The sequence below is a fragment of the Streptomyces jumonjinensis genome (assembly GCF_009600885.1).
GTDB classification, from domain to species: Bacteria; Actinomycetota; Actinomycetes; order Streptomycetales; family Streptomycetaceae; genus Streptomyces; species Streptomyces jumonjinensis.
In genome coordinates, this window is record NZ_VCLA01000180.1 from 40,969 (window position 1) to 61,097 (window position 20,129).

The 20,129-nt window shown below is 71.9% G+C and carries 31 protein-coding genes and 1 pseudogene; 6 read left to right on the forward strand and 26 right to left on the reverse strand.

Annotated elements, in window-relative coordinates; all coding sequences use genetic code 11:
• Positions 1-22: 22 nt before the first annotated feature.
• The 26 genes from FF041_RS27745 to FF041_RS27870 all read right to left on the reverse strand — a co-directional run bounded on the left by FF041_RS27745 (position 23) and on the right by FF041_RS27870 (position 14,287).
• Positions 23-460, reverse strand: a complete 438-nt coding sequence (locus tag FF041_RS27745; protein ID WP_153525381.1) for a DUF6221 family protein — start codon at positions 458-460, stop codon at positions 23-25.
• Positions 457-669, reverse strand: a complete 213-nt coding sequence (locus FF041_RS27750) for a hypothetical protein (RefSeq protein WP_153525382.1) — start codon at positions 667-669, stop codon at positions 457-459. Before FF041_RS27750 ends, FF041_RS27745 begins: the two co-directional genes overlap by 4 nt.
• Positions 666-1,109 (reverse strand): hypothetical protein, encoded by a 444-nt coding sequence (locus FF041_RS27755; RefSeq protein WP_153525383.1) that lies wholly within the window; start codon positions 1,107-1,109, stop codon positions 666-668. Before FF041_RS27755 ends, FF041_RS27750 begins: the two co-directional genes overlap by 4 nt.
• A 67-nt stretch (positions 1,110-1,176) precedes the next feature.
• Positions 1,177-1,950, reverse strand: coding sequence for a hypothetical protein (locus tag FF041_RS27760; protein WP_228388667.1), 774 nt, complete (start codon positions 1,948-1,950; stop codon positions 1,177-1,179).
• A 22-nt stretch (positions 1,951-1,972) separates the two neighbouring features.
• The gene (locus FF041_RS27765) at positions 1,973-2,128 is read right to left on the reverse strand and encodes a hypothetical protein (RefSeq protein ID WP_153525384.1); all 156 of its coding nucleotides are present in this window, start codon (positions 2,126-2,128) and stop codon (positions 1,973-1,975) included.
• A complete protein-coding gene (locus tag FF041_RS27770; protein WP_153525385.1) occupies positions 2,125-2,532 on the reverse strand; it encodes a hypothetical protein in 408 nt (135 codons plus the stop codon). The genes FF041_RS27765 and FF041_RS27770 overlap by 4 nt, the downstream gene beginning before the upstream one ends.
• A complete protein-coding gene (locus FF041_RS27775) occupies positions 2,529-2,840 on the reverse strand; it encodes a hypothetical protein (RefSeq protein ID WP_153525386.1) in 312 nt (103 codons plus the stop codon). Before FF041_RS27775 ends, FF041_RS27770 begins: the two co-directional genes overlap by 4 nt.
• Entirely contained in the window at positions 2,837-3,706 is an 870-nt protein-coding gene (locus FF041_RS27780; protein ID WP_153525387.1) for a hypothetical protein, read from the reverse strand. The genes FF041_RS27775 and FF041_RS27780 overlap by 4 nt, the downstream gene beginning before the upstream one ends.
• Positions 3,703-3,933, reverse strand: coding sequence for a hypothetical protein (locus tag FF041_RS27785; RefSeq protein ID WP_153525388.1), 231 nt, complete (start codon positions 3,931-3,933; stop codon positions 3,703-3,705). The genes FF041_RS27780 and FF041_RS27785 overlap by 4 nt, the downstream gene beginning before the upstream one ends.
• Before the next feature lie 114 nt (positions 3,934-4,047).
• Positions 4,048-4,788, reverse strand: a complete 741-nt coding sequence (locus FF041_RS27790; RefSeq protein WP_153525389.1) for a DNA-methyltransferase — start codon at positions 4,786-4,788, stop codon at positions 4,048-4,050.
• 36 nt (positions 4,789-4,824) lie between these two features.
• Positions 4,825-6,594, reverse strand: coding sequence for a DnaB-like helicase N-terminal domain-containing protein (locus FF041_RS27795; protein WP_153525390.1), 1,770 nt, complete (start codon positions 6,592-6,594; stop codon positions 4,825-4,827).
• An 8-nt stretch (positions 6,595-6,602) separates the two neighbouring features.
• Complete coding sequence (locus FF041_RS27800) at positions 6,603-6,893, reverse strand: hypothetical protein (protein ID WP_153525391.1); 291 nt, start codon at positions 6,891-6,893, stop codon at positions 6,603-6,605.
• Positions 6,893-7,264 carry a hypothetical protein gene (locus FF041_RS27805; protein WP_153525392.1) on the reverse strand — a complete coding sequence of 124 codons (372 nt, stop codon included), beginning with the start codon at positions 7,262-7,264 and terminating at the stop codon, positions 6,893-6,895. Before FF041_RS27805 ends, FF041_RS27800 begins: the two co-directional genes overlap by 1 nt.
• Positions 7,265-7,275: 11 nt before the next feature.
• Positions 7,276-7,725 (reverse strand): hypothetical protein, encoded by a 450-nt coding sequence (locus tag FF041_RS27810; RefSeq protein ID WP_153525393.1) that lies wholly within the window; start codon positions 7,723-7,725, stop codon positions 7,276-7,278.
• Positions 7,722-7,973, reverse strand: a complete 252-nt coding sequence (locus FF041_RS27815) for a hypothetical protein (RefSeq protein WP_153525394.1) — start codon at positions 7,971-7,973, stop codon at positions 7,722-7,724. Before FF041_RS27815 ends, FF041_RS27810 begins: the two co-directional genes overlap by 4 nt.
• Positions 7,970-8,593, reverse strand: coding sequence for a hypothetical protein (locus FF041_RS27820; RefSeq protein ID WP_323392895.1), 624 nt, complete (start codon positions 8,591-8,593; stop codon positions 7,970-7,972). Before FF041_RS27820 ends, FF041_RS27815 begins: the two co-directional genes overlap by 4 nt.
• Complete coding sequence (locus FF041_RS27825; RefSeq protein WP_153525395.1) at positions 8,590-8,985, reverse strand: hypothetical protein; 396 nt, start codon at positions 8,983-8,985, stop codon at positions 8,590-8,592. The genes FF041_RS27820 and FF041_RS27825 overlap by 4 nt, the downstream gene beginning before the upstream one ends.
• A complete protein-coding gene (locus tag FF041_RS27830; protein ID WP_323392897.1) occupies positions 8,982-9,716 on the reverse strand; it encodes a 3'-5' exonuclease in 735 nt (244 codons plus the stop codon). Before FF041_RS27830 ends, FF041_RS27825 begins: the two co-directional genes overlap by 4 nt.
• Positions 9,713-10,495 carry an ERF family protein gene (locus tag FF041_RS27835; protein ID WP_153525396.1) on the reverse strand — a complete coding sequence of 261 codons (783 nt, stop codon included), beginning with the start codon at positions 10,493-10,495 and terminating at the stop codon, positions 9,713-9,715. Before FF041_RS27835 ends, FF041_RS27830 begins: the two co-directional genes overlap by 4 nt.
• On the reverse strand, positions 10,492-11,541 hold the full coding sequence (locus tag FF041_RS27840; RefSeq protein ID WP_153525397.1) for a YqaJ viral recombinase family nuclease: 1,050 nt from the start codon (positions 11,539-11,541) through the stop codon (positions 10,492-10,494). The genes FF041_RS27835 and FF041_RS27840 overlap by 4 nt, the downstream gene beginning before the upstream one ends.
• Complete coding sequence (locus tag FF041_RS38195; RefSeq protein WP_194292198.1) at positions 11,538-12,266, reverse strand: hypothetical protein; 729 nt, start codon at positions 12,264-12,266, stop codon at positions 11,538-11,540. The genes FF041_RS27840 and FF041_RS38195 overlap by 4 nt, the downstream gene beginning before the upstream one ends.
• Positions 12,263-12,673 (reverse strand): hypothetical protein, encoded by a 411-nt coding sequence (locus tag FF041_RS27850; RefSeq protein ID WP_153525398.1) that lies wholly within the window; start codon positions 12,671-12,673, stop codon positions 12,263-12,265. Before FF041_RS27850 ends, FF041_RS38195 begins: the two co-directional genes overlap by 4 nt.
• Positions 12,666-12,917 carry a hypothetical protein gene (locus FF041_RS27855; RefSeq protein ID WP_153525399.1) on the reverse strand — a complete coding sequence of 84 codons (252 nt, stop codon included), beginning with the start codon at positions 12,915-12,917 and terminating at the stop codon, positions 12,666-12,668. Before FF041_RS27855 ends, FF041_RS27850 begins: the two co-directional genes overlap by 8 nt.
• The gene (locus FF041_RS27860; RefSeq protein ID WP_153525400.1) at positions 12,914-13,345 is read right to left on the reverse strand and encodes a hypothetical protein; all 432 of its coding nucleotides are present in this window, start codon (positions 13,343-13,345) and stop codon (positions 12,914-12,916) included. Before FF041_RS27860 ends, FF041_RS27855 begins: the two co-directional genes overlap by 4 nt.
• Positions 13,342-13,722: a hypothetical protein gene (locus FF041_RS27865; protein WP_323392900.1), complete on the reverse strand. Its 381-nt coding sequence runs from the start codon at positions 13,720-13,722 to the stop codon at positions 13,342-13,344. Before FF041_RS27865 ends, FF041_RS27860 begins: the two co-directional genes overlap by 4 nt.
• A 274-nt stretch (positions 13,723-13,996) precedes the next feature.
• Positions 13,997-14,287: a helix-turn-helix domain-containing protein gene (locus FF041_RS27870; RefSeq protein WP_194292199.1), complete on the reverse strand. Its 291-nt coding sequence runs from the start codon at positions 14,285-14,287 to the stop codon at positions 13,997-13,999.
• A 260-nt stretch (positions 14,288-14,547) separates the two neighbouring features.
• On the opposite strand from FF041_RS27870, the gene FF041_RS27875 reads away from it, so the two are divergent.
• The 6 genes and pseudogenes from FF041_RS27875 (at position 14,548) to FF041_RS27895 (ending at position 19,950) form a co-directional block, all read left to right on the forward strand.
• Entirely contained in the window at positions 14,548-14,955 is a 408-nt protein-coding gene (locus FF041_RS27875) for a hypothetical protein (protein WP_153525402.1), read from the forward strand.
• A gap of 165 nt (positions 14,956-15,120) precedes the next feature.
• Positions 15,121-15,564 carry a hypothetical protein gene (locus FF041_RS40595; RefSeq protein ID WP_407698202.1) on the forward strand — a complete coding sequence of 148 codons (444 nt, stop codon included), beginning with the start codon at positions 15,121-15,123 and terminating at the stop codon, positions 15,562-15,564.
• A gap of 15 nt (positions 15,565-15,579) precedes the next feature.
• Positions 15,580-16,959: pseudogene (locus FF041_RS27880) on the forward strand (YifB family Mg chelatase-like AAA ATPase); the annotation flags it as partial.
• Complete coding sequence (dprA, locus tag FF041_RS27885) at positions 16,959-18,233, forward strand: DNA-processing protein DprA (RefSeq protein WP_153525403.1); 1,275 nt, start codon at positions 16,959-16,961, stop codon at positions 18,231-18,233. The pseudogene FF041_RS27880 and the gene dprA, both read left to right, overlap by 1 nt.
• 252 nt (positions 18,234-18,485) lie before the next feature.
• Complete coding sequence (gene whiG / locus FF041_RS27890; protein WP_153525404.1) at positions 18,486-19,322, forward strand: RNA polymerase sigma factor WhiG; 837 nt, start codon at positions 18,486-18,488, stop codon at positions 19,320-19,322.
• 70 nt (positions 19,323-19,392) lie between these two features.
• A complete protein-coding gene (locus FF041_RS27895; RefSeq protein ID WP_323392935.1) occupies positions 19,393-19,950 on the forward strand; it encodes a TetR/AcrR family transcriptional regulator in 558 nt (185 codons plus the stop codon).
• Positions 19,951-20,129: the final 179 nt, after the last annotated feature.

Genomic DNA, 20,129 nt, shown 5'->3' on the forward strand with positions numbered 1-20,129 from the left:
GACGGGCCCGGCGCGCAACTGCCTACGGCCGCCATGCTTCCTGGTAGTCCGGGTGAGCGGCGTACGGCAGCGCCAGCAGACGGAGCGTGCCGCATGGGTACTGCGCCGGGAAGTGGTCGCAGATCGCGCAGTCCTCGTTGATGCCTCCGGCGCTGCCGGTGGACCGGCGATGCACGCGCCGGTGCACGTCGAGCATCCGCCGTTTCGCGTCGACCTCGGCCAGCACCCGCTCCGGGTCCCAGCGTGCGACGTGGCGGCCCACGCCGTCGGGATCGGCGTTCTCCGGGGCGACGATGACCACGCCGTCGTCGCAGTAGTCCTCAACCGTGTACCGCTCGTGGCGAGTCTCCGGCGGCCGTGCGGTCCAGGACCCCGAGTGCTCGTCCCACATGGCGGCGTGTGCTGTCTCCGTGTCTTCCTTGAGGCGGTCTCGGAGGAACGCGTCGATGTCGTCGGTCATGGGGTCATCGTCTCGTGGGGCTCGGGGTCGGGTCCGCAGATCGCGCATGTGCCAGCGGCGCAGCGTGCCCCCAATGCGGCGGCGACCTCAAGTGCAAGGTCGCGCTTCTGCGGTCCGAAGGGCACGCCGAGGTAGGCGAGTGAGGGGGACGCGATCCAGCCGCGTCGGTGGGCGAGCAGTCGGAGGCGGGCGGGCAGTCGCATGGTCATGGTCCTTCCGTTGTGGACAGCGGGTAGCACTCCTCGAACGCGGTCTCCAGCTCGGTGAGGCTCGCTGTGCGCTCACGGAGATCTCGGCGCCATCGGTGTGCAACGGCGGGCGGGACGATGGCGCGCGCGGGGCGGGCCGCGACGATGTCGGTGACGGCGGCATCGAGTTGCGCCATGGTTGCGTCGACGGTGGTGATGCGGTGCGCGATGCGTTCGCGCAGTGTTGCACCGACGGCGGGTTTCTGCTGGTCAGCGGCCTGCGCCGCTTGCGCTCGGATTGCGCGGGCGTCGCGCGAGACCACGCTCTGAGTTGCCCCGAGGAGTCGCGCGATGTCTCTCTGGCTGATGCCTGCGTTGAGGAGGGCCGCAACGGCGGTGCGGCGGAGTGCAACGGGAACGTGATCCCGCTCGGCGGGGGCGGTACGGTCGGTGGTGGTCATGCGGGGGTGTCTCCCGTGTGGTCGGGGCCCGTCCGGCGCTGTCATCGCCGGGCGGGCCGCTTCGTGTTCAGGCCGCGGCGGTGGGTGTGGTCCAGGTTCGGCCGCAGCTGGTGCAGTGCGCTATCGGGGTGGTGCCGGCTCCTCCGGTTACGGTGAGCCGGCCGGAGCAGTCGGGGCACGGCGCGTCGAGGACGGCGGTGCGGGTGCCGGTGTCGAGGACGCGCTCGATGCGGTCGGCGGCTCCCTGGGCGATGGTGGCGATGCGCTGCTGGTGCTGCGCGGTCAGCGGTCGGCACGGGCCGGGGATCTGCTCGACGCGGGCCCAGAGCCAGAGCGCGGCCTGTGGTGCGGTGCGGGTGCCGGTGTAGCGCCAGCGGTGCGGGTGCTCCCGGTCGGCGCGGGCGAGCGCGTCCCGCCGGGCCCGGTCCGCGGCCGGCCACGACCGGGGGGCGTCCGTGAGCGGGGATCGCTGGATGTTGGCTGCTATCTGGTCCGCCAGCTGTACGAGGACCGTCTCCACCATGCGCATGGTGTCGTGCACGGCGAGCCGGATCGGCACGGGCCTGACCCCGATCTGATCCGGGGAGCGCTCCAACTGACGCAGGGCGGCGGCGCGGTGGTGGGCGGCCTCGATCTCCTCGGCGTCGAGGGCGGCGAGGTAGGCGTGGAGAGTGACGGGCGGCCATGTGGACTGTGTCCGCCCTCCAAGGGCGTCTTGGAGGTCGGGCCAGAGCTGGGCGATCGACTGGAGGTGGCCGGCGGTGGTGGTCATCGTGGTCTCCGGGGTGCTGAGGGGTACGGTGATCTCCACCGAGAGGGGCGCCCCGGCCTGCCAGCACAACGGGCGCCCCTTCTGCGTGCGGTCAGTCGTCGGCGATCAGGAGTGTGGCCATGCCGAGCCAGCCGAGGACCATGGCGATCCCGGCGATGATGCAGGCGAGGTCGGTGTCGCCGGTCAGGCCGTAGGTGATGCTCCCGGAGAGGGCTCCGAGGATGATGCCGAGCATGAAGCGGATCACGATGTCTCCTTGGGCTGGTCGAGGGCGGCGTGGACGGCGCTGAGAGCCGAGTCCCAGCCGTCGTCCACGGCGTTGGCGTACCGGTTGTGGGGCGAGCGGCCGGGGGCCTTCTTGATCGCGCGGACGCGGGCGACGGCGGCCTCGGCGGTGCTTGCGCGGTCGAGGGCGGCGGTGAGCGTGGTCGTGTCGACGGCGCACTCGGTGGTGATGGTGGCTTCGTCCCAGGCGTAGTCGCAGCGTTCGCACTCGCGGTGCAGCCGGGGTGCCAGGTTCAGGCCGATGGCGATGCCGCCGGGGTCTTCGTGGATGCACTCGCCGAGGGCGCGGTACTCGGTGCGGGCGCTGCGATGGCCGCAGGCGGTGCAGGTGGGGGTGTCGCCGGTGTAGGGCGGGAGGGTGGTCACGGGGTGGGCTCCTGGAGGGCGGTGCGGATGTCTCGTCGGATGTCTTCGTGGTCATCTCCGCCCCAGGTGGCGTCGGCGATGGCCCGCACCCGGGCGATGGTGCTCTCGGCCTGCTCGGCCCGCTGCTCGGCGTCGGCGATCTGCTGCCGGAGCTGGGCCATCCCCTCGCTGAGGGTGGCGAGGAGCGCGTCGGCGACGCGGTACCAGACAGCCCGTTCGTGATCCCACACGCGCCCAGAGGCGCGGAAGGCGCAGCTCCCAGCGTTGTCGGCGAGGGCGCGGGCGAGTTGCTCGCGGAGGCTGGTCACGGGGTGGGCTCCTGGTCCTGGTCGAGGGCGGCGAGGATGCGGGCGACGTGCTCGTAGGGGAGGTCGTGGCAGACGGTGGTGACGCGTTCGATGGCGGCCTCGGCCTGCTCGGCGCGCTGCTCGGCGGCGACGGAGCGGTCGCGTTCTTCGGCTGCGATGGTGGCGGCGCGGAGGAGCCGGGCCTCGGTCTGTTCGGCGCGGGTGCGGAGGGCGTGGCGCGCGGTGTCGGCGGCCTCCAGCTCGGGCACGAGGTGCTGGACGTGCCTCCGGTTGCTCGCGGCGACGGCTTCGAGGGCGCTGATGCGGGCGTAGAGCTGGTCGAGGTCGTCGCTGGTGATGGTGTCGGCGGTGTGCCGCGTGCCCGCCGCGGGGGTGGTCGCCGGGGTCTCCTCAAGAGCGGCGAGGATGTTGGCGCAGGCGGCTTCGTAGCCGTTCTCCCACTCGCCGGGGGTGGTGGTGCCGCTGGTGGGTCCGGCTTCGGCTACGGCGCGGACGCGGGTGATGGCGGCGGTGAGTGCAGCGGCGGTGGCGTCGGGTCGCCGGAGCGGTTGACCCTTGCGGAGGTTGATGATGCGTGCGGCGCGGGCGTAGCGGTCCATCAGGTCTCCTGTGCTGTAGCTGGGGGGTGGTTTCAGGGCGTCGAGGATGGCGGCGCGGATCTGGTTGTTCATCCGCTCGTTGAGTCGCTCGATCTCTTGGACATGGATGGCCCGCCGGGTGGCGGCCCGTCGTGTAGCCCTGTTGGCGCGTGCGGGCTCGGCGTCGTCCGGTACGACGATCTCCCCACCGAACTGGAGTTCGGTCTCCCAGTGGGCGCCAGGCTGCCCGGAGCGCTCCCCACGCGGGACGGATGACGGGCCGGTCACTGGGTCGGCTCCTCGGTCACGGTGGTGGTGACGGTGGTGGCGACGGTGATCATCCGGTGCTCCCAGTTCGGCTGCCGCTCACGGCGCTCGGCGAGGTACCGCTCAGCCCTGGCGCGGTCCGACCAGGAGGCTGCGATGCTGCGGGTGGCGGCCCGGCGCCAGGGCTCGGTCGTGCCGCGCGGGCGGGACTCGATCAGGTAGCTGACGGTGGTGATCGGCGTGGTCACGGGGTCTCTCCTGTGTGCGGGTGGTGGAACCGGATCGGGCCCGGGGGGCTGTTGGTGGTGGGTTGTTGGTTATGCGGCGGTGCCAAGGGCGTCGGTGAGGTCGAGCCAAAGCTGTTAGCAGACGAGTTCGGACAGGCGCTTCGCGGCGGTCTCGCAGTACTGCTCGTTGGCTTCGATGCCTATGGCGCGGCGGCCGGCAAGTCGGGCCGCGTCGAGCGTGGACCCGGATCCGGCGAAGGGGTCAAGGACTAATCCGCCGTGCGGGGAGGCGTACTCGATCAGCGGGGTGAGGACGCTGACGGGCTTCTGCGTGGGGTGCAGGCCGCGCCGGACGGACGGGGACTGGAGGACCGACCGGATGAGCCGTGTCCCGTCGCTGGTCACAATCGCCGGTGCGATAGGTGAGTTGAGATGGGCGGCAGTGCGGAGGCTGTGGTGTCGGGCCCGGCTACGCGTGTCGACTGCGGGGATCCGGGGCACGGCCTTGCGCTGGTCGCGCCATGAGCCGCGGTACCAGTACAGGATGTGCTCATGGACGCGCTTGAAGCGGTCCGCGACGAAGTCGCTTCCCTGGTCTTTCTCCCAGATGACGTCCTGTGACAGTCGCCAGTCGGTGAACTCTGCGTGCCGGGCGAGGTACATGCGCATGCTGCCGAAGCACCACATGCTGCTCGTGACGGCGGCGGCAAGCGCTGGCCATCCGTCCGGCCACCGGTCCCACGCAAGGGCCGTGTCGTTGTAGGGCGGGTCGGTGACGATGCAGTCGGCCGTGACGCCGAGTGTGGGCAGAAGGTCGCGCATGTCTCCGTGGTAGAGGGTGACGTGGTCGTCGCTGTAGTACGGGGTCGGTGGCATGGGGTCTCTCTTCTGTGTGCGGGTGGTGGAACCGGATCAGGCGGCTGGGTGGCTGCTGGTGGTGGGGTCGCATCCGAGGTGGGTGGTGTATCCGCGTGCTGCCCAGTCGGGCTGGATGGGGTGGGTGCAGATGGTGCAGAGGGGTTCGGTTGAGGTCTTTTCCTCCGGCGTTCCCTCCCTGTCCCCCCTCCTAGAGGGGGGTGACAGGGGAACGGAGGGCGTTCCTGGTGTTCCCTCGGTGTTACCGGGGAACGGTTGACCTGCGTCTTTACTGTCCCTTGACCCGTTCCGGGGAACGTTCCCGGGGAACGTGTCCTGGAACGCCTCGGGGGAACGTTGCGGGGAACGCTCCGCGGCGCTGTTCTGGCGGGCCTTGACGATGCGGGCGACCTTGTCGGAGCCGGCGGGTATCTGGAGTTCGGCGAGCTTGGCCTTGACGACGCGGTTACCAGCGTCGAGGGGGACCCCGGCATCGTTGAGGCGGGCGATGATGTGCTCGTCGGTGCCGGGGGCGGCGGCCTGCGTGGCGGGGTCCTGCTCGTAGGTCATGAGGACATGGCGGGTGCAGCCGGGCATGTAGGTGTCGCCGTCACGGCGGGCCTGGCGGACGATCCTGAAGTGGTCGGGTCCGATGCCGGTGCGGGTGTGAGTCCGGCGAAGGGTGAGGTTGCCGCCGCCCTGCGCGGCGAGGGTCCATACGTGGTCGACGTCCTGCGTCTTCGCGGAGGAGCCTCGGGCGCCCTTGTCGCTGTCTTTGCCGAGGTGGTCAAGGCGGACGGAGCCGATGCCGGCACGCTTCAGCGGGAGGAGGGTGTTCCGGTAGAGGCTGAGCCAGGTGTCCGATTCGTTCTCCGGGCCGGAGATGAACCGGCTGACGGTGTCGATGCAGACGACCTGGGCTTCGACCTCGGCGGCCATGGCCATGAGGTCGGCGCCGCCGCCGGGGGTGTCGAGCGGCCGGATCGGGGGGAAGGACGCGTAGGTCAGCATCCCCATCCGGCCGGGCCCGGCGCCGTAGGAGATGAATCGTCCCTGCACGTCGGGCCAGCCGTTCTCGGCGTCGACGTAGAGAACGCTGATCTGGGGCTGCGGGCGGTCTCCGAGGAAGCTCTGTCCGGTGGCCATGCGCCACAGCCACTCCTGCGTGAACAGGCTTTTCCCGGCCTTGCCGTCGCCGACGATGGTGATCTGCTGCCCGGGGGCCATGAGCCGTCCGGGGAGGAGCTGGACGGCGCCGAAGTCGGTGGCGAAGAAGTCGTCCCACGCGAGGAAGGAGTCCGCAAGGTGGCTGGAGCGGGCGGTGGTGCCGCTGCCCTCGGTGGCGGTCTCGATCTCCTTGCGGCTGGTCGTGATGACCTCGTCCAGGTCACCGTCGTACCCGAGCTGGGTGATGCGGACGGCGGCTTCGATGACGCGCCGGCGGACGGCATGCTCGGCGATGACGTCAGCGTAGTAGCCGACGTTGGCCACGGAGGGGACGGCCTGGACGAGGACGTGGAGGTAGGCGGTGCCGCCGACGCGGCCGATGTCGCCTCGGCTGACCAGTTCGGCGGCGACCATGATGGGGTCGACCGGCTCGTCCTTGGCGTGGAGGTCGAGGATGGTTCGGAAGATCGTCTCGTGTGCCGGGCGGTAGAACGCGGTGGGGTTGAGGGTGCGGGCGGCGAGGATGCCGTCCCTGGAGAGCAGCATGCCGCCGAGGACGGCCTGCTCGGCGTCCAGGTTGTGCGGGGGGACCCGGGTGAAGGCGTCGCCGTCCGCCGCCGCGGGGTCGGGGCGGTGGTTCAGGTGGCGGACGTTCTCCACGGGGCTCCTCAGAACAGGGTGTCGGGCGTGCTGGTGCAGCGGTGTTCGGTGACGATCTGGTGCTGGCAGGCGCGGGAGGGGCAGCGCCAGCGGAGGTGCGGGGGGCCGATGTGGGGCTGGTGGAGGCACCAGGTGAGCCGCATGGGGGTGCGGTGGTGGTGTTCGGTGGCGGGGTCGATCGGGGCCGGGTCCGCGGTGACGTGGAGTGCGGCGCGGTGGCCGACCCACTGGCGGAGGACGGGGGCCGCGCACGTCGGGCACCGGGAGTCGGCGGTGCCCGACGTGCGACGGCCGGTCATCAGCTCTGCTCGCTGCCCGCGCCGACGAGGAGCCCGGAGCCGTGCCGGAGCACGTCGCGGGCCTGCTGAACGTCGGGGTGGAGTTCGCCGTCGAGGGTTCCGCCCTTGGTGCGGAGGCGGTACAGGCCGCGCTGGAGTTCGCGGAGTCGTTCGTCGCTGTAGTCGTCGGCGGCGACCTCTATGGCGACGATGCGGATCTTGACGGCGGGGTTCTTGTCCTCGTCGGGGCCGGGCTCGGTGCGCTCGACGTGGGCCAGTTCCACGACGGCCATCCAGCGGCCCTGGCGGTTGCGGAACATGTCGAGGGCGTGGTCGGCGAGGGCTTCGCGAACGTCCTCGATGATCTTCGAGTCGAACTTGATGTCGGGCATGTGGGTTCCTTTCAGAGGTTGGCGAGGACGCGGCGGGACAGCTCCATGACGAAGCGGGTGCGGGCGTCGTGGTCGAGGTCGGGGTGGAAGGCGAAGTGGAGGCGGACGCGGGGCGTGTCCACGCCGTTGCCGGGGTCGTATCCGACGGTGAGGGTGTGCTCTTCGGGCTCCAGGCCGTCGATGCCGAGGGCGATGGCCCACGCGGAGGTGTCGGCGGCTGTGCAGATGAGGTCGTGGATGCAGCCCTGGGCCTCGCTGTACTGCCTGTCGCCACCGGTGCCTCTGAGGAGGTCTCGCCAGCTCACCGGGGTGCTGGTGTCGACGGTGTGGGCGACGGGGGCGCTCTGCATCATCTCGCCGACCTCCATGAAGTAGGGGTCCTTGGCGAGTTCGGCGTGCTGTCGGGCGGCCTCGGCGCGGAGGTCGGCGTCGGTGTACGGCGGCCGGGCGTGGGCGGTCATGCGGCTTGCCTTTCAGTGATGGGTGCGGCGGGGTGGCATCGGGTGGCGTGGACGGCCCGGACGGTGTCCACGAAGCGGCGTACGGCGAGGGGGCCGGTGACGGGGCCTTCCTGGGTGCCGCAGCGGAGGCAGGCGTAGACAGCGCGCGGCGGGCGGCGGTACTCGATGTGGCCGGTGAGGTCGCCGCGCTTGATCTCGTAGCCGTCGCCGAAGTCGACGGCGAGCGCGCCGCTCATGCGGGCGGTCATCGGGCCACCACGGTGGCGCGGTCGGGCCAGCGCACCGAGTCGAGCGCTCGGCGGTGGGTGTCCGGGACGACGGCGAGGGGCCAGCCGAGCCAGTGCACGCCCATCGCCATGAGGATGTGCGCGTCGGCCTCGTCGTAGCGGGCGGGGCCCTCGGTGTGGATGCCGTACGTCTCGGCGACGGCGTCCCGGAGTGCGCCCTTGAGGGCGTCCCCGCGGAGCCGCTTCCCGGTCTCGGGATCCTTCGGCGCGGCGGTGCCGACGGCGTAGATCATCCGCTGGCCGGGGGTGACGACGGCGTACGGGATGCGGCGTTTCCACAGGTCGTGGCGGACCATCCACCGCATCGCGGCCAGCGCGTCGGCCCCGGTGTTGTTGTGGCCGTAGGCGGCGCCCTCGATGACGACGAAGTCCGCCGCGCGGATGTGGTCGGCGATGCCGATGAGCTGCTGCTCGAACCGGGAGTGCTGGCTCTGGCCGCGGGCCTTGACGTGGTCGGTCCAGCCCTCCCCGGCGATGCCGGTGATGCCCATCGCGATATCCAGCCCAATGACCCGGGGCCGGGCCCCGGCCGCCACAAGGGCGGCCGGGGCCTCGGGGGTGAACGGGGTCGGGGCGGTCACTGGTCCTCCCAGCAGTTCATGGCCTCGGTGAGGGCCAGCGCGCCCGTCCACGCGACCGCAGCGGGCGCGGCCGGACCGGCCGGACCGTGCTCGCAGATGTGGAAGACGAAGGCGGTGACGTCGTCGGGGGCGGCGATCACGGGGCCGGGAAGAAGCGGGCCGTCCCCGTCACGGTCTCCGGAGGCGGACCAGCCCTTGATCGACGACCACGCGAGGTGCAGGCCGTGCGGCCAGTAGTCCTCGGTGAGGGCGTGGTGGTCGGCGGCCCACTGGAGCCGGATGCGGTAGTCGAGGTCGTCGGTGGTCCGCAGCTCGATGAGCGCGGGCCGGACGTCGGCCCCTGCGAGGTCGGCGTAGACGGCCTCGGCGTAGGCGATGTGAGGGAGGATCATCGGTCGCCGTCCTCGGTGCGCTGCTGCGGGATGAAGGGCCACTCGGTGCGCACGTCGTCCGCCCACTCCTCTTTGCCGGGCGTCCGGGCGAAGTACGCGCGGAGCCCTTCGGCCTGCACTCGGGCCCACTCGATCTGCCAGCGGTGCAGCTCCGCGAGGGACGCGCCCCCGATGTCCGCGCGTTTGTTCGCGATCCGCCAGGCGACCCGGCATGCCGCGATGGCGTCGGCGTCCGCCGAGTGCGCCCCGTCCAGGGCGACCTGGTAGTGGCGGGCGAGGTCGTCGAGCTTCCGCCCGCCCTTCCGGTACGGGTCGACGTGCTTGTCCAGCACCCGCGGGTCTATGACCCGCAGCTGCTCTCCGACCAGGTCGGTCAGCGGCTGGACACCATGACGGCGGGCCTCCCGGTCCAACATCGTCAGATCGAACGACGCGTTCATCGCCACCACCGGGATGCCGTCCCGCACGACCTGCGCGAGCGCCGCGACGACCTGCTCGACGACCTCGGCGGCCGGCCGACCGTCGGCGCGGGCCTGCTCAGTGGTGATGCCGTGCACGGCAGCGGCCTCGGCCGGGATGTCGATGCCGGGGTCAGCAAGCCAGGTCGCGGAGGCGGTGGGATGGTGGCCGCCGCACCGGACGACGCACGCGGTGACGATGCGGTCGTCCTCCACGGAGACGCCGGTGGTCTCCAGGTCGAAGCCGCACATGCGGCCGAGGTGCCAGCTCACTGGCCACCTACCTGGATGCGCTCCTGACCGATCCGGAACAGGAAGGCCCCGAGGGGTTCCTCGTCCCCGACCTCGTTCACGACCTGAGCGTTGAAGAGGCCGACCTGCTTGATCTCGTAGTTGATCTGTGCGAGCCGCTGCCGGGACGTCCCCGCCTCCAGGATCTCGTCACGGTACGAAGCGGCCGTCCGAGGCGGCGCCTCGCCCCGTTCGATGTTCGACTCGTCACTGTCCGGGGCCCCCGTGGGGATCAGCCCGGCGATCAGCAGAACGACCCGCTGCGCGATGGTCTGCGCCTTCGCAGTGCCCTTGTCGGCGTAGTCCAGGGATTCCCCCTCGGACTCCATCTCGAAGAAGTCGCCTCGGGGCCCGTACACCCTCCACGTCACCTTCGTGGTGGCTTCCCGCATCGGGGTGCCCTTACCGCTCTTGGCGTCCCGGTGGGACGGCGCGAGCCGGTGCGGGATGACGGAGACACCGTGCTTGAGGGTGACGGGGCCGAAGGCGGCGACGGTGCGCTCGTAGCCTCGGAAGTCGTACTTCTTCTTCCCGTTCTCGACGTAGGCGTCGCCCTTGCCGATATAGGCGATGTCCCGGCGGACGCGGAGCCAGGCGATGTGGACGGGAACGTCCGCCCACTCTTCACTCTCCGCAGGCACGTAGCCGGACAGGTCGGGCAACGACTCAGTGATGATCCCGGTGTCGTCGGCCGATCCGGCTGGCGGCAGGGTGTCGGTGCGGCCAGCGGCGGCAGCGGCGCGCTCGGCGAGCGTGCTCATGAGCTGTACTCCTCACGGATGGTGCTGGGAATGTTCAGACGGCGGGAGACCCGGTCTTCGACGCAGTCGGCGTACGCCTCGGGCCACCGCTCGGCGAGCCGCCGGGTGTCGCAGTGCTCGCGGGCCTGCTCGTCGTAGCTGTAGAGGGTGCGGTCGAGGTGGATCGCGGTGTCCGCGCCGTCGAGCGCGCCGATCATCACGGCCTTCGCCGCGTCCTTCCGGCGCAGGGCGGCGCTCTCGTCGGCCCCGGCGGCGACGTAGTCGGCCAGGGCCTCCGTGACCTCGCCCTGCCGGGAGATATCGACCGTCCCGGCCCGGTCGGGGTGCAGCTGCTCGTAGAGGTCGAGGAGAACGGCCGGGTCGGCGTCGGCGGCGAGGACGGGCGGGTGCCGGTCCGTGATCTGCTGCCAGGCGCGGGCCCCGGCGGCGCGGAGGTCGGCGACGAGCTGGGCGTGGTCGGCGACGCGCACCACGAACTGCCGGTAGTCGTTGCCGCCGATCAGGCATGCGACGTGCATGTGGTCGTAACCGCAGGTGTCGGCCTGCCACAAGGTCTGAGCGAGGACATCGTCCGGGACACCGCGCCGCCACTGGTCCGCCTTCATGCGGTCGCGGCACTTGATCTCCACCGCACAGCGCTCGTCAGCGTCGGCGAGCGGGCAGGCGAGGACGCGGCGGTCGAGCGTGCACATCTGCCACGGCCGGTCGACGTTGGCGACGAGCCCGACTCGGCGGACCATAGAGCGGTTGCGGCGGGCCCACTCGCGGGCCACGGTCTCCTCAAACGCGCGGCCCCACAGCGCGGGCTCGGAGTCGTCGGACTCCAGCGGGAGCCCGCCGGTCTTGTCGTGCCAGACGGACAGCGCGTTGCCGTACCGGCTGATGCCGAGAACGGCAGCCATGTCCGAGGACCCGAGGCCCTGGCGGCGGGCGGTGAGCCAGACGGCCCGGTCCGCGTCCGCGGGGAGGATGAGCCGGCCGGTGGGGGTGACCCGGCGGCCGGGGGCCGGGCCCGTGGTGGGCCCGGCCAGCGGAGCGGTCGTCACTCGTCCGCCTCCGCGTCGTACTCGGAGGCCACGGTCAGCGCCGTGACGACGTAGCCGGTCGACCGCTCGTCCTCACCGAAGCTGGCGACCAGCTCGGCAACGCCGTCGGCCTCGTCCTCGATCCAGTCGAGCGCCGCGCCAGGGATCTCCCGGCGGACATGCGCCTCGCAGTGCGCGCGGGCGGCGGCCGCAGTCGCGTAGAGGCCGAGGGGGACCGTGTTGCACCAGGCGCGGTACACGGCGGCCGGAGTGGACTCGCCGCGCGACGGCGCGGTGTCCTTCTCCAGCTCGGCGGTTTTGTCGGCCATGCGGCGGAGCTCGGTGATGGCGGTCATCAGGCCGGGGCCTCGGGTGTCGCCCCAGCCGTCCTCGAACCGGTCCAGGGCGCGGATGTCGGTGACCTTGGCGTCCAAGGCGTCAGCGGCCTCCCGCAGCACCTCGGCGCGGCCCGACCGGGCCGCGCGGTCCGTGTTCAGCAGCTCGACCAGATACACGGCCAGCTCCGGGCACTCGACCTCCACGGCCGGGGCCGGGCAGCAGTCGTACACCGAGCCGTCGTCCGGGTCGTGGTGCTCGTCGCCGCAGACCGGGACGATGCCGTCCGGGGCGTCGGCGGCGTTGGCGATGTAGCAGGTCCGCCACTCGGGCAGGTGGGGCGGGGTGGCCCCGGTCCAGGCGGGCAGTGCGCGGGCCGCAGCGTCACGGGCGCGGTCGAGGGCGCTCATGCGGCACCGGCCTCGGCGATGCGGCGGACACCGGCAACCCTGATGCCGCGCCAGTGGAGGACGCGCCTCCAGGTCTGGCGGCGCGTCTGCTTGCGGGTCGCGGCGGTCAGCCGCTTTGCCAGGACGCGGGCCTTCGTTCCGTACAGCGGCACCCGCGACGACGCACGCTCCGTCAGATCGGAGACGAGCTCCTCGAACGGCAGGCGCCCCTCCTCGGGCGTGCGGGTCTCGGTCGCGAGGTCGGTCAGCCGGTCCCACAGGTCGGTGTCGGCGCTGTCGAGCAACGCGTCCAGGACATCGCCCACGACGCGCTCGGTGAGGCCCTCCAGGTCGAGGACCACGCCCGCCGGGATCGTCCGGACGTAGATGGGGATGGGCCCGGCGACGGGCTCGGAACGGTCAGACATCAGAGTCCCCCTCAGGGATGGAGAGGCAGTGAGCACAGGTCACGGCACCGGAAGGCACCGGGCGCGAGCAGGAGTCGCACCGCGCGAGAGTGATCAACACCGGAGGCTCGTCGGCCGGGCGGTGCAGAGCCGCGATCACACGGCCCACCAGCTCGGCGATCACCGGCAGCACCTGGAAGAGGAGCAGGGCGAGCGTCGCGTACGCGATCAGCGCGTAGGCGATCATCCGGGCGACCAACATCACCGCTCACCCGCCTCGGGCCGCATCACGACCGGGTCCCCGGACGCCGACAACAACGCCTCCGGGAACTGCCCCTGGGGCCGCAGCAGCTCCGCCTCCAGCTCAGCGACCCGAGCCCGCAGACGGCCCAGCTCCCGCCGCGCACGACGCGCCCGCATCCGCTCCAGCACGATCCGCTCGGACGGCCGCGTCCACTGGTGCAGGCCCACGGACTTCACCCACCGACTGCCGTGGCCGTCCTCAGGAGTACCGCACTCAGCGCACGCCCACGGCTCCACAGCCAGCCCGGCCGTCGTCTCCGGGGCGACCCACCCGGCGGCGGACACCACCTGAGCGAGCTGCAACGGCTCGCCCCGGCCCGCCTGCATGGACGCCCGCAGCGCCGTCTCCAGCGCTGTCTCCAGCGCCGCCAGTTCGCGGTAGCTGCTCATGCCGCCACCGCCGACAGCAGCTCGTGCATCACAGGCTCGCCACACGGCACGGGCACACTGACGCGGACCGGGACCCGGTCACCGGTACGGCCCGGCGGGGTGAACGTGTGGAGCGTCCACAGCTGGACGCCCTCAAACGCGGGACTCCGGTGAATCGTTCCGTCCAGCGCGGCCAGCCACGGCAGCAGGTCATCGGGGTCCGCGACGTTGACGTACACGGCGTCGGCGCGGGCGGACATGGTCGGCGCGGGCAGCGGCATGTAGTCCAGCAGGGCCGTGACGGCGAGCCGGGTCTCCGCGACCGCGCGGAGAGCGCTCGCGGCCGGGGCAGTCCACGCCTTGGGCAAGACCGTGGGGGATGGAATGATGGAGGACACGTGTCCTCTCCTTTCGATCGGTGTGCGATCGGGATGGGGTGTGATGCGCAGGGGTCGCGTACGGACCAGGCCCGGTCCGGGGCGGCCCCGTATTTGTGCGGTCAAGCAGCGCGGTTCAGGTGGCTCGCGCTGGACCGCGCCGACACGAACACCGCACGAAGTGCGGCTCGCTGCTCGGCACGGAGCGGTGGCGCGGCGGTGGCGGTTCGCCGTATCGCGGCCACAGCATCCGGCCCGAGCCGCTGCTCGGCGGCTGCCCGGCTGAAGGGCTCCGTCATATGGACACCGGCGTCCGGTTTGACCGGGGGAGCGCGGCAGCGGCCCGCTCGGCGGGCATGAAGAGGACGAGCAGATCGACGCCGAGCGCGCTGGTGATTGCGTGGGCCGTCTCGGTTCGGACGGTCTGCTGCTCGCCGGTGAGCAGGTTTCCTACGGTGCCGTGGGGGATGCCAGCGCGGTCGGCGAGCTGTCGTACAGAGACGGCATCGCCGCGTCCGGTGCGGCGCATCAGCATCTCCAAGAGCTGGGGATTGACGATCTTGTAATGCAGGGCAGGTCTAGTCACGTCCACCTCGTGCGCCGGTTCATTGCACCGCTTGGATGAAGGAATCATTGCATGACTTGGACGAGTCGTCCAGGGAGTTGGAGAGGGTCAGCGGTTTCGGCCACTTGGCCGGTCGCTTGCCCTAGCGAAGGGTGTCCTTCCTCATGGACACTTCGTCCATCGAGTGGGATGGCGCAGAGTTGCTACCAGGGGGGATGCGGCGCGCGCCTCACTGCCCACATGGACACCCCACAGCCCATGACATGACACGGAGTGGCAGGATGACCCTCATGACCGCAGAAAAGGCCGCGCCGGCCCCAGGCAGGAACCACCTGGGTGACCTCGTGCTGGAGCGCAAGGACGCCCTGCGGCTGAGCTACGAAAAACTGGCGGCCCGCTGCGTCGACCCCGAGAGCGGGGAACAGACGGTCAAATCCAGCTGGCTCCATCGGATCGCGACCCGGCTGCCCGTACAGGCACCGGATGTGCCAGCCCTCCGCGGGATGGCGGCCGGGCTGGGTGTGCCGCTGCGCCTCGTCCAGGACGCCGCGAGCGCGCAGTTCTTCGGCGTGGATCCGGTGTACAGCGACACCGAGGCAGTGCGCGCGATGGTGTACCACTTCGAGGAGATGAACGAAGAGGATCAGCGCAAGATCCAGGCTCTGATCGAGGCATACAAGCGGGCTTAACTGATCAGCACTCCGCTATTTTCTCGTTTCACCTGGTGATCCAGTCGGGTGCGGGGCATGATGAGGCATCCGCCTGGGGGTGGAAGTGGAGATTCCGCATGCCTAATGGAATCGAACTGACATACGGTTGCGCCACCGTCGTCGCAGCCGGAGGGGTGGAACAGCATGTCGCACCAGGTGACCCGGGCCCGCTACCGCTTCGCGAACACACCAGACGAGATCCCGCCCGGCCGGGCCGTGGCCGTGCTGGATGAGGACGGGTGGGTCACTCTCGTCGTACGGCCGGGTCACGCCACCCAGGGCCTGCTTGATGACATAGATCGGCAGCAGCGCCCCGGCAACGAGCTCGGGCAGTGGCTCCGCCTACCTCCAGATGAACCCCCGGTGCCTGGTGATCAGCGACTTGCCGAGGCGTGCTGGACCTTCGCGGAGCCCGGAGCCCTTCCGGACGCCCTGCGGTGCGTGCCACTGGAAGCTGAGGGGCGGCACACCCTTTTCCTCCGCCCTGGAGCCGCCAGCAAGCAGCTTGCAGCAGAGATGACTGACCTGCTGATGGCCATGGTCCGGGCCGGGGTCTGGGTGCAGCGTTGGATCGTCGCCGTAAAGTAAGGGCGCAATTGGCAAGGATTCGATCTCGCCGTGGCCTGTGCGGTGCTCGGCGCGGCCGAGCGCATCGACCCCGCGGCCATCGCCGACCTGGTGCTGATCGGGGAGTTGGGGCTCGACGGCCGGGTGCGCCCGGTGCGCGGGGTGCTGCCCGCCGTGCTCGCCGCCGCCGAGGCGGGATACCGGCAGGTGGTCGTGCCCGAGCGGACCGCCGGGGAGGCGGCGCTGGTGCCCGGTGTGTCGGTGCTCGGGGTGCGGAGTCTGCGTCAGCTCATCGCCGTGCTGACCGATGCGCCGGTCCCCGAGGAGGAACCGGTGCCCGAGGGCAGCCCCGACCCCATGCTGTCGGGGCTGCTGGTGCCGGGCGCGGGGGTGGGCACAGGACTCGCGGCCACCCAAGCCGAAGGCCCCGACCTCGCCGATGTCGCGGGCCAGCACCTGGCCCGCAGGGCCCTGGAGGTCGCGGCGGCCGGCGGCCACCATCTGATGCTGCACGGGCCGCCGGGCGCGGGCAAGACCATGCTGGCGGAGCGGCTGCCCGGGGTGCTGCCGCCGCTGACCCGGCAGGAGGCCCTGGAGGTCACGGCCGTGCACTCGGTGGCCGGGATCCTGCCGCCCGGCGAACCGCTGGTGCGCACCCCTCCGTACTGCGCCCCGCACCACTCGGCCACCATGCCCGCACTCGTCGGCGGGGGGAACGGGCTGCCCAGGCCGGGAGCGGTCTCCCTGGCCCATCGGGGAGTCCTCTTCCTCGACGAGACACCGGAGTTCACCGGCAAGGCGCTGGACGCCCTGCGGCAGCCGCTGGAGGCGGGGCATGTGGTGGTCGCCCGCAGCGGGGGAGTGGTCCGGCTGCCGGCCCGCTTTCTGCTGGTCCTCGCCGCCAACCCGTGCCCCTGCGGACGGCACGCGCTGCACGGCGGCGGATGCGAATGCCCGCCCGCCGTCGTCCGGCGGTACCAGGCGCGGCTGTCCGGGCCGCTGCTCGACCGGGTGGATCTGCGGGTGCGGGTCGAGCCCGTCAGCCGGGGCGATCTGCTGGGGCGGGGCGGCCGGGGCGAATCCACCGCGACGGTCGCCGCCCGGGTCCGCGCCGCCCGCGCCCGCGCCGCCGCCCGGCTGTGCGGCACCCCCTGGACCGTCAACAGCGAAGTCCCCGGCCATGAGCTGCGCACCCGCTGGCCGGTCGCGCCCGGGGCGCTCGGCGCGGCCGAACGGGACATGGAGCGCGGTCTGCTCACCGCCCGCGGCCTGGACCGGGTGCTGCGGGTCGCCTGGACCCTCGCCGATCTGTCGGGCCGGGACAGCCCCCGCGCCGACGATGTGGGCCTCGCCCTGGAGCTGCGCACCGGAGTCGCCCGAGGGGCGTCGCTCGCCCAGGCCCGGGGAGGCGCGTGATGGGCGAGGACCGGGCCGAGGGGCCGGAGTCCGGGCGGGGGCGGGCGGTCGGGCCCGGTGACGGTGAGCGGTCGGCGCATGACCGGGCCGGGGGCCCGGAGTCCGAGTGGGGGCGGGTGGTAGGACCTGGTGATGCCGAGCGGTTGGCGCGGATCGCGCTCACCCGGGTGATCGAGCCGGGCGATGAGCGCGGCGGGCGGTGGCTGCGCGAATTCGGGGCGCGGGAAGTGTGGGACCGGCTCACCGCACCGGGCGCCGGGGCGCTCCCCGGAGCCACCCCGCGCCGGCTGGCGGGGTACCGCGCCCGGGCCGCCGGCGCCGACCCCCGCCGCGACCTCGAAGCCGTCACCGCCGCCCGGGGCCGCTTCATCTGCCCGGGCGACCTGGAGTGGCCGACCCAGCTCGATGACCTCGGGGACGCCAGGCCCATCGGCCTCTGGCTCAGAGGCGGCCCCGATCTGCGCACCTGGGCGGTGCGCTCGGTCGCCGTCGTCGGCGCCCGGGCCTGCACCCCCTACGGGGCGCATATGGCGGCAGCCCTCGGCTCGGGGCTCGCCGAACGGGGGTGGGTCGTGGTCTCCGGAGCGGCGTTCGGGATCGACGGCGCGGCGCACCGGGGGGCGCTGGCCGCAGGCGGGGCCACCGTCGCCGTGCTCGCCTGCGGAGTCGACGTCGTCTATCCCCGCGGCCATGCCGCCCTGATCGGACGCATCGCCGAACAGGGTCTGATCGTCGGCGAATTACCGCCCGGCGACCACCCCACACCCAGCAGATTCGTGCTGCGCAACCGGGTGATCGCGGCCCTCACCCGGGGCACGGTCGTCGTGGAGGCCGAGCATCGCAGCGGCTCGCTCGTCACCGCGCGCTGCGCTCAGCGGCTGTCCCGGCACACCATGGGCGTGCCCGGCCCGGCGACCAGCGGACTCTCGGCCGGGGTGCATGAACTGCTGCGCGGCGGCGCGGTGCTGGTCACCGACGCGGATGAAACAGTCGAACTGGTCGGGGGCATGGGAGAGCTCGCCCCGCCACGCCGGGGGCCGGTGCTGCCGCGGGATCTGCTGGACCCGGTCAGCGCGCGGATCCTCGAAGCCCTCCCCGCCCGGGGCCCCGCCGACCCCGCGCGACTCGCCCGCGACGCGGGGACGACCCCCGATGAGACCCTCGGCAGGCTGTACGGGCTGCACGCGCTGGGGTTCGTCGAACGGCACGGCGACAACTGGCGGTTGACGCCTCAGGCGATCCATCGGCCGAATACGCGGCGAGACGGCACTTGACCTGGAGCATTCGGGTGAAAAGGCGATACCGGCGATCTTCCGTGGCACCGTCGGCCGCACCCCGCAGACGGGCACGCCATGGGTCCTCCCCGGCCGCGAGGGGTGGCCGGGGACGGTACCCCCGCGCAGGGTGTTCCCCGGATCTTCGCCCACAGCGACCGTACAGTCACGCTACGCTCACCATTCCCGGTCCAGACGCTCGCCCGCTCCCCCTTCCGAGTCCCCTCACGGCAGAACGGCTCAAGGCAACGCATGCCCCAGCACACCTCCGGGTCTGACCGCGCGGCAGTGCCCCCCGCCGCCCGCGGCGCCGTGCGCCCCTCCGCTCCCACATCGCTTGAGGAGTTGTGGCGGTCGTACAAGGCCACCGGGGACGAGCGGCTGCGTGAGCAGTTGATCCTGCACTACTCGCCGCTGGTGAAGTATGTGGCGGGCCGGGTGAGCGTCGGCCTGCCCTCCAATGTGGAGCAGGCCGACTTCGTCTCCTCCGGGGTCTTCGGGCTCATCGACGCCATCGAGAAGTTCGACATCGAGCGGTCCATCAAATTCGAGACCTACGCGATCACCCGTATCCGCGGCGCGATGATCGACGAGCTGCGCGCGCTCGACTGGATCCCGCGTTCCGTCCGCCAGAAGGCCCGCGCCGTGGAGCGCGCCTACGCCACCCTGGAGGCCCAGTTGAGGCGCACCCCGTCCGAGGGCGAGGTGGCCGTCGAGATGGGCATCGCGGTGGAGGAACTCCACGCGGTCTTCAGCCAGTTGTCGCTGGCGAACGTCGTCGCCCTGGAGGAGCTGCTCCATGCCGGCGGCGAGGGCGGCGACCGGCTCAGCCTGATGGACACCCTGGAGGACACCGCCGCCGACGACCCGGTGGAGGTGGCGGAGGGCCGCGAGCTGCGACGGCTCCTCGCCCGTGCCATCAACACCCTCCCCGAGCGGGAGAAGACCGTCGTCACCCTCTACTACTACGAGGGCCTCACCCTCGCCGAGATCGGCAATGTGCTCGGCGTCACCGAGAGCAGAGTCAGCCAGATCCACACCAAATCGGTGCTCCAGCTGCGGGCGAAGCTCGCCGACGTGGGGCGTTGACGCCGAATCCTGGCCGGGTCTTGCGCGGCATCCGTAAAGTGGAGACGTGCCCAGGATTCGAGCGGCCTCCGTGGCCGAGCACCGGACCATGCAGCGCGACGCCCTGCTCGACGCCGCGCGAACCCTCCTGTCCGAGGGCGGTACGGAGGCGCTGACCTTCCCCGCCCTCGCCGAGCGCACCGGACTGGCCAGGTCGTCGGTGTACGAGTACTTCCGCTCCCGAGCGGCGGTCGTCGAGGAGCTGTGCGCCGTCGACTTCCCCGTCTGGGCGGCTGAGGTCGAGGACGCGATGGAGCGGGCGGACACCGCCGACGGCAAGATCGAGGCGTATGTGCGCACCCAGCTGGAGCTCGTGGGGGACCGGCGGCACCGTGCGGTGGTCGCCATCTCCGCGAGCGAGCTGGACGCCGCGGCGCGGGAGAAGATCCGCGCGGCGCACGGCGGGCTGATCGCCATGATCGTCGAGGCGCTCGGCGAGCTGGGGCATCAGCAGCCGAGGCTGGCGGCGATGCTCCTCCAGGGCGTCGTGGACGCCGCCGTCCGGCGTATCGAGCTCGGCGCGGCCGAAGAGCCCCAGGTGATCGCTGACGCGGCGGTGTCCAGGGCCCTGCACGGGGTCCTGGCCTGACAGCGCGCGCCCGGCGCCGGTGCGGGTGCGGGTGCCGATGCCGACGCCGGTGCCGCACCGGCTCGCACCGGGCCCGGTCCCCGGCCCGCACCGCCTCGGTGCGCCTCATCACCTCGGCCCGCACCGCCCCGGTGCGCCCGGCCCCGGCCCGTACCGCCCCTGAGCCCGGCCCCGGCCGC

Coding starts and splice junctions, on each gene's coding strand:
- FF041_RS27800 (WP_153525391.1), bottom strand. CDS start 6,893: ATGACCGGCCGTCGCACGTCGGGCACCGCCGACTCCCGGTGCCCGACG.
- whiG (WP_153525404.1), top strand. CDS start 18,486: ATGCCCCAGCACACCTCCGGGTCTGACCGCGCGGCAGTGCCCCCCGCC.
- FF041_RS27745 (WP_153525381.1), bottom strand. CDS start 460: ATGACCGACGACATCGACGCGTTCCTCCGAGACCGCCTCAAGGAAGAC.
- FF041_RS27875 (WP_153525402.1), top strand. CDS start 14,548: ATGACCCTCATGACCGCAGAAAAGGCCGCGCCGGCCCCAGGCAGGAAC.
- FF041_RS27755 (WP_153525383.1), bottom strand. CDS start 1,109: ATGACCACCACCGACCGTACCGCCCCCGCCGAGCGGGATCACGTTCCC.
- FF041_RS40595 (WP_407698202.1), top strand. CDS start 15,121: ATGTCGCACCAGGTGACCCGGGCCCGCTACCGCTTCGCGAACACACCA.
- FF041_RS27860 (WP_153525400.1), bottom strand. CDS start 13,345: ATGAGCAGCTACCGCGAACTGGCGGCGCTGGAGACAGCGCTGGAGACG.
- FF041_RS27850 (WP_153525398.1), bottom strand. CDS start 12,673: ATGTCTGACCGTTCCGAGCCCGTCGCCGGGCCCATCCCCATCTACGTC.
- FF041_RS27790 (WP_153525389.1), bottom strand. CDS start 4,788: ATGCCACCGACCCCGTACTACAGCGACGACCACGTCACCCTCTACCAC.
- dprA (WP_153525403.1), top strand. CDS start 16,959: ATGGGCGAGGACCGGGCCGAGGGGCCGGAGTCCGGGCGGGGGCGGGCG.
- FF041_RS38195 (WP_194292198.1), bottom strand. CDS start 12,266: ATGAGCGCCCTCGACCGCGCCCGTGACGCTGCGGCCCGCGCACTGCCC.
- FF041_RS27835 (WP_153525396.1), bottom strand. CDS start 10,495: ATGAGCACGCTCGCCGAGCGCGCCGCTGCCGCCGCTGGCCGCACCGAC.
- FF041_RS27805 (WP_153525392.1), bottom strand. CDS start 7,264: ATGCCCGACATCAAGTTCGACTCGAAGATCATCGAGGACGTTCGCGAA.
- FF041_RS27750 (WP_153525382.1), bottom strand. CDS start 669: ATGACCATGCGACTGCCCGCCCGCCTCCGACTGCTCGCCCACCGACGC.
- FF041_RS27815 (WP_153525394.1), bottom strand. CDS start 7,973: ATGACCGCCCGCATGAGCGGCGCGCTCGCCGTCGACTTCGGCGACGGC.
- FF041_RS27810 (WP_153525393.1), bottom strand. CDS start 7,725: ATGACCGCCCACGCCCGGCCGCCGTACACCGACGCCGACCTCCGCGCC.
- FF041_RS27825 (WP_153525395.1), bottom strand. CDS start 8,985: ATGATCCTCCCTCACATCGCCTACGCCGAGGCCGTCTACGCCGACCTC.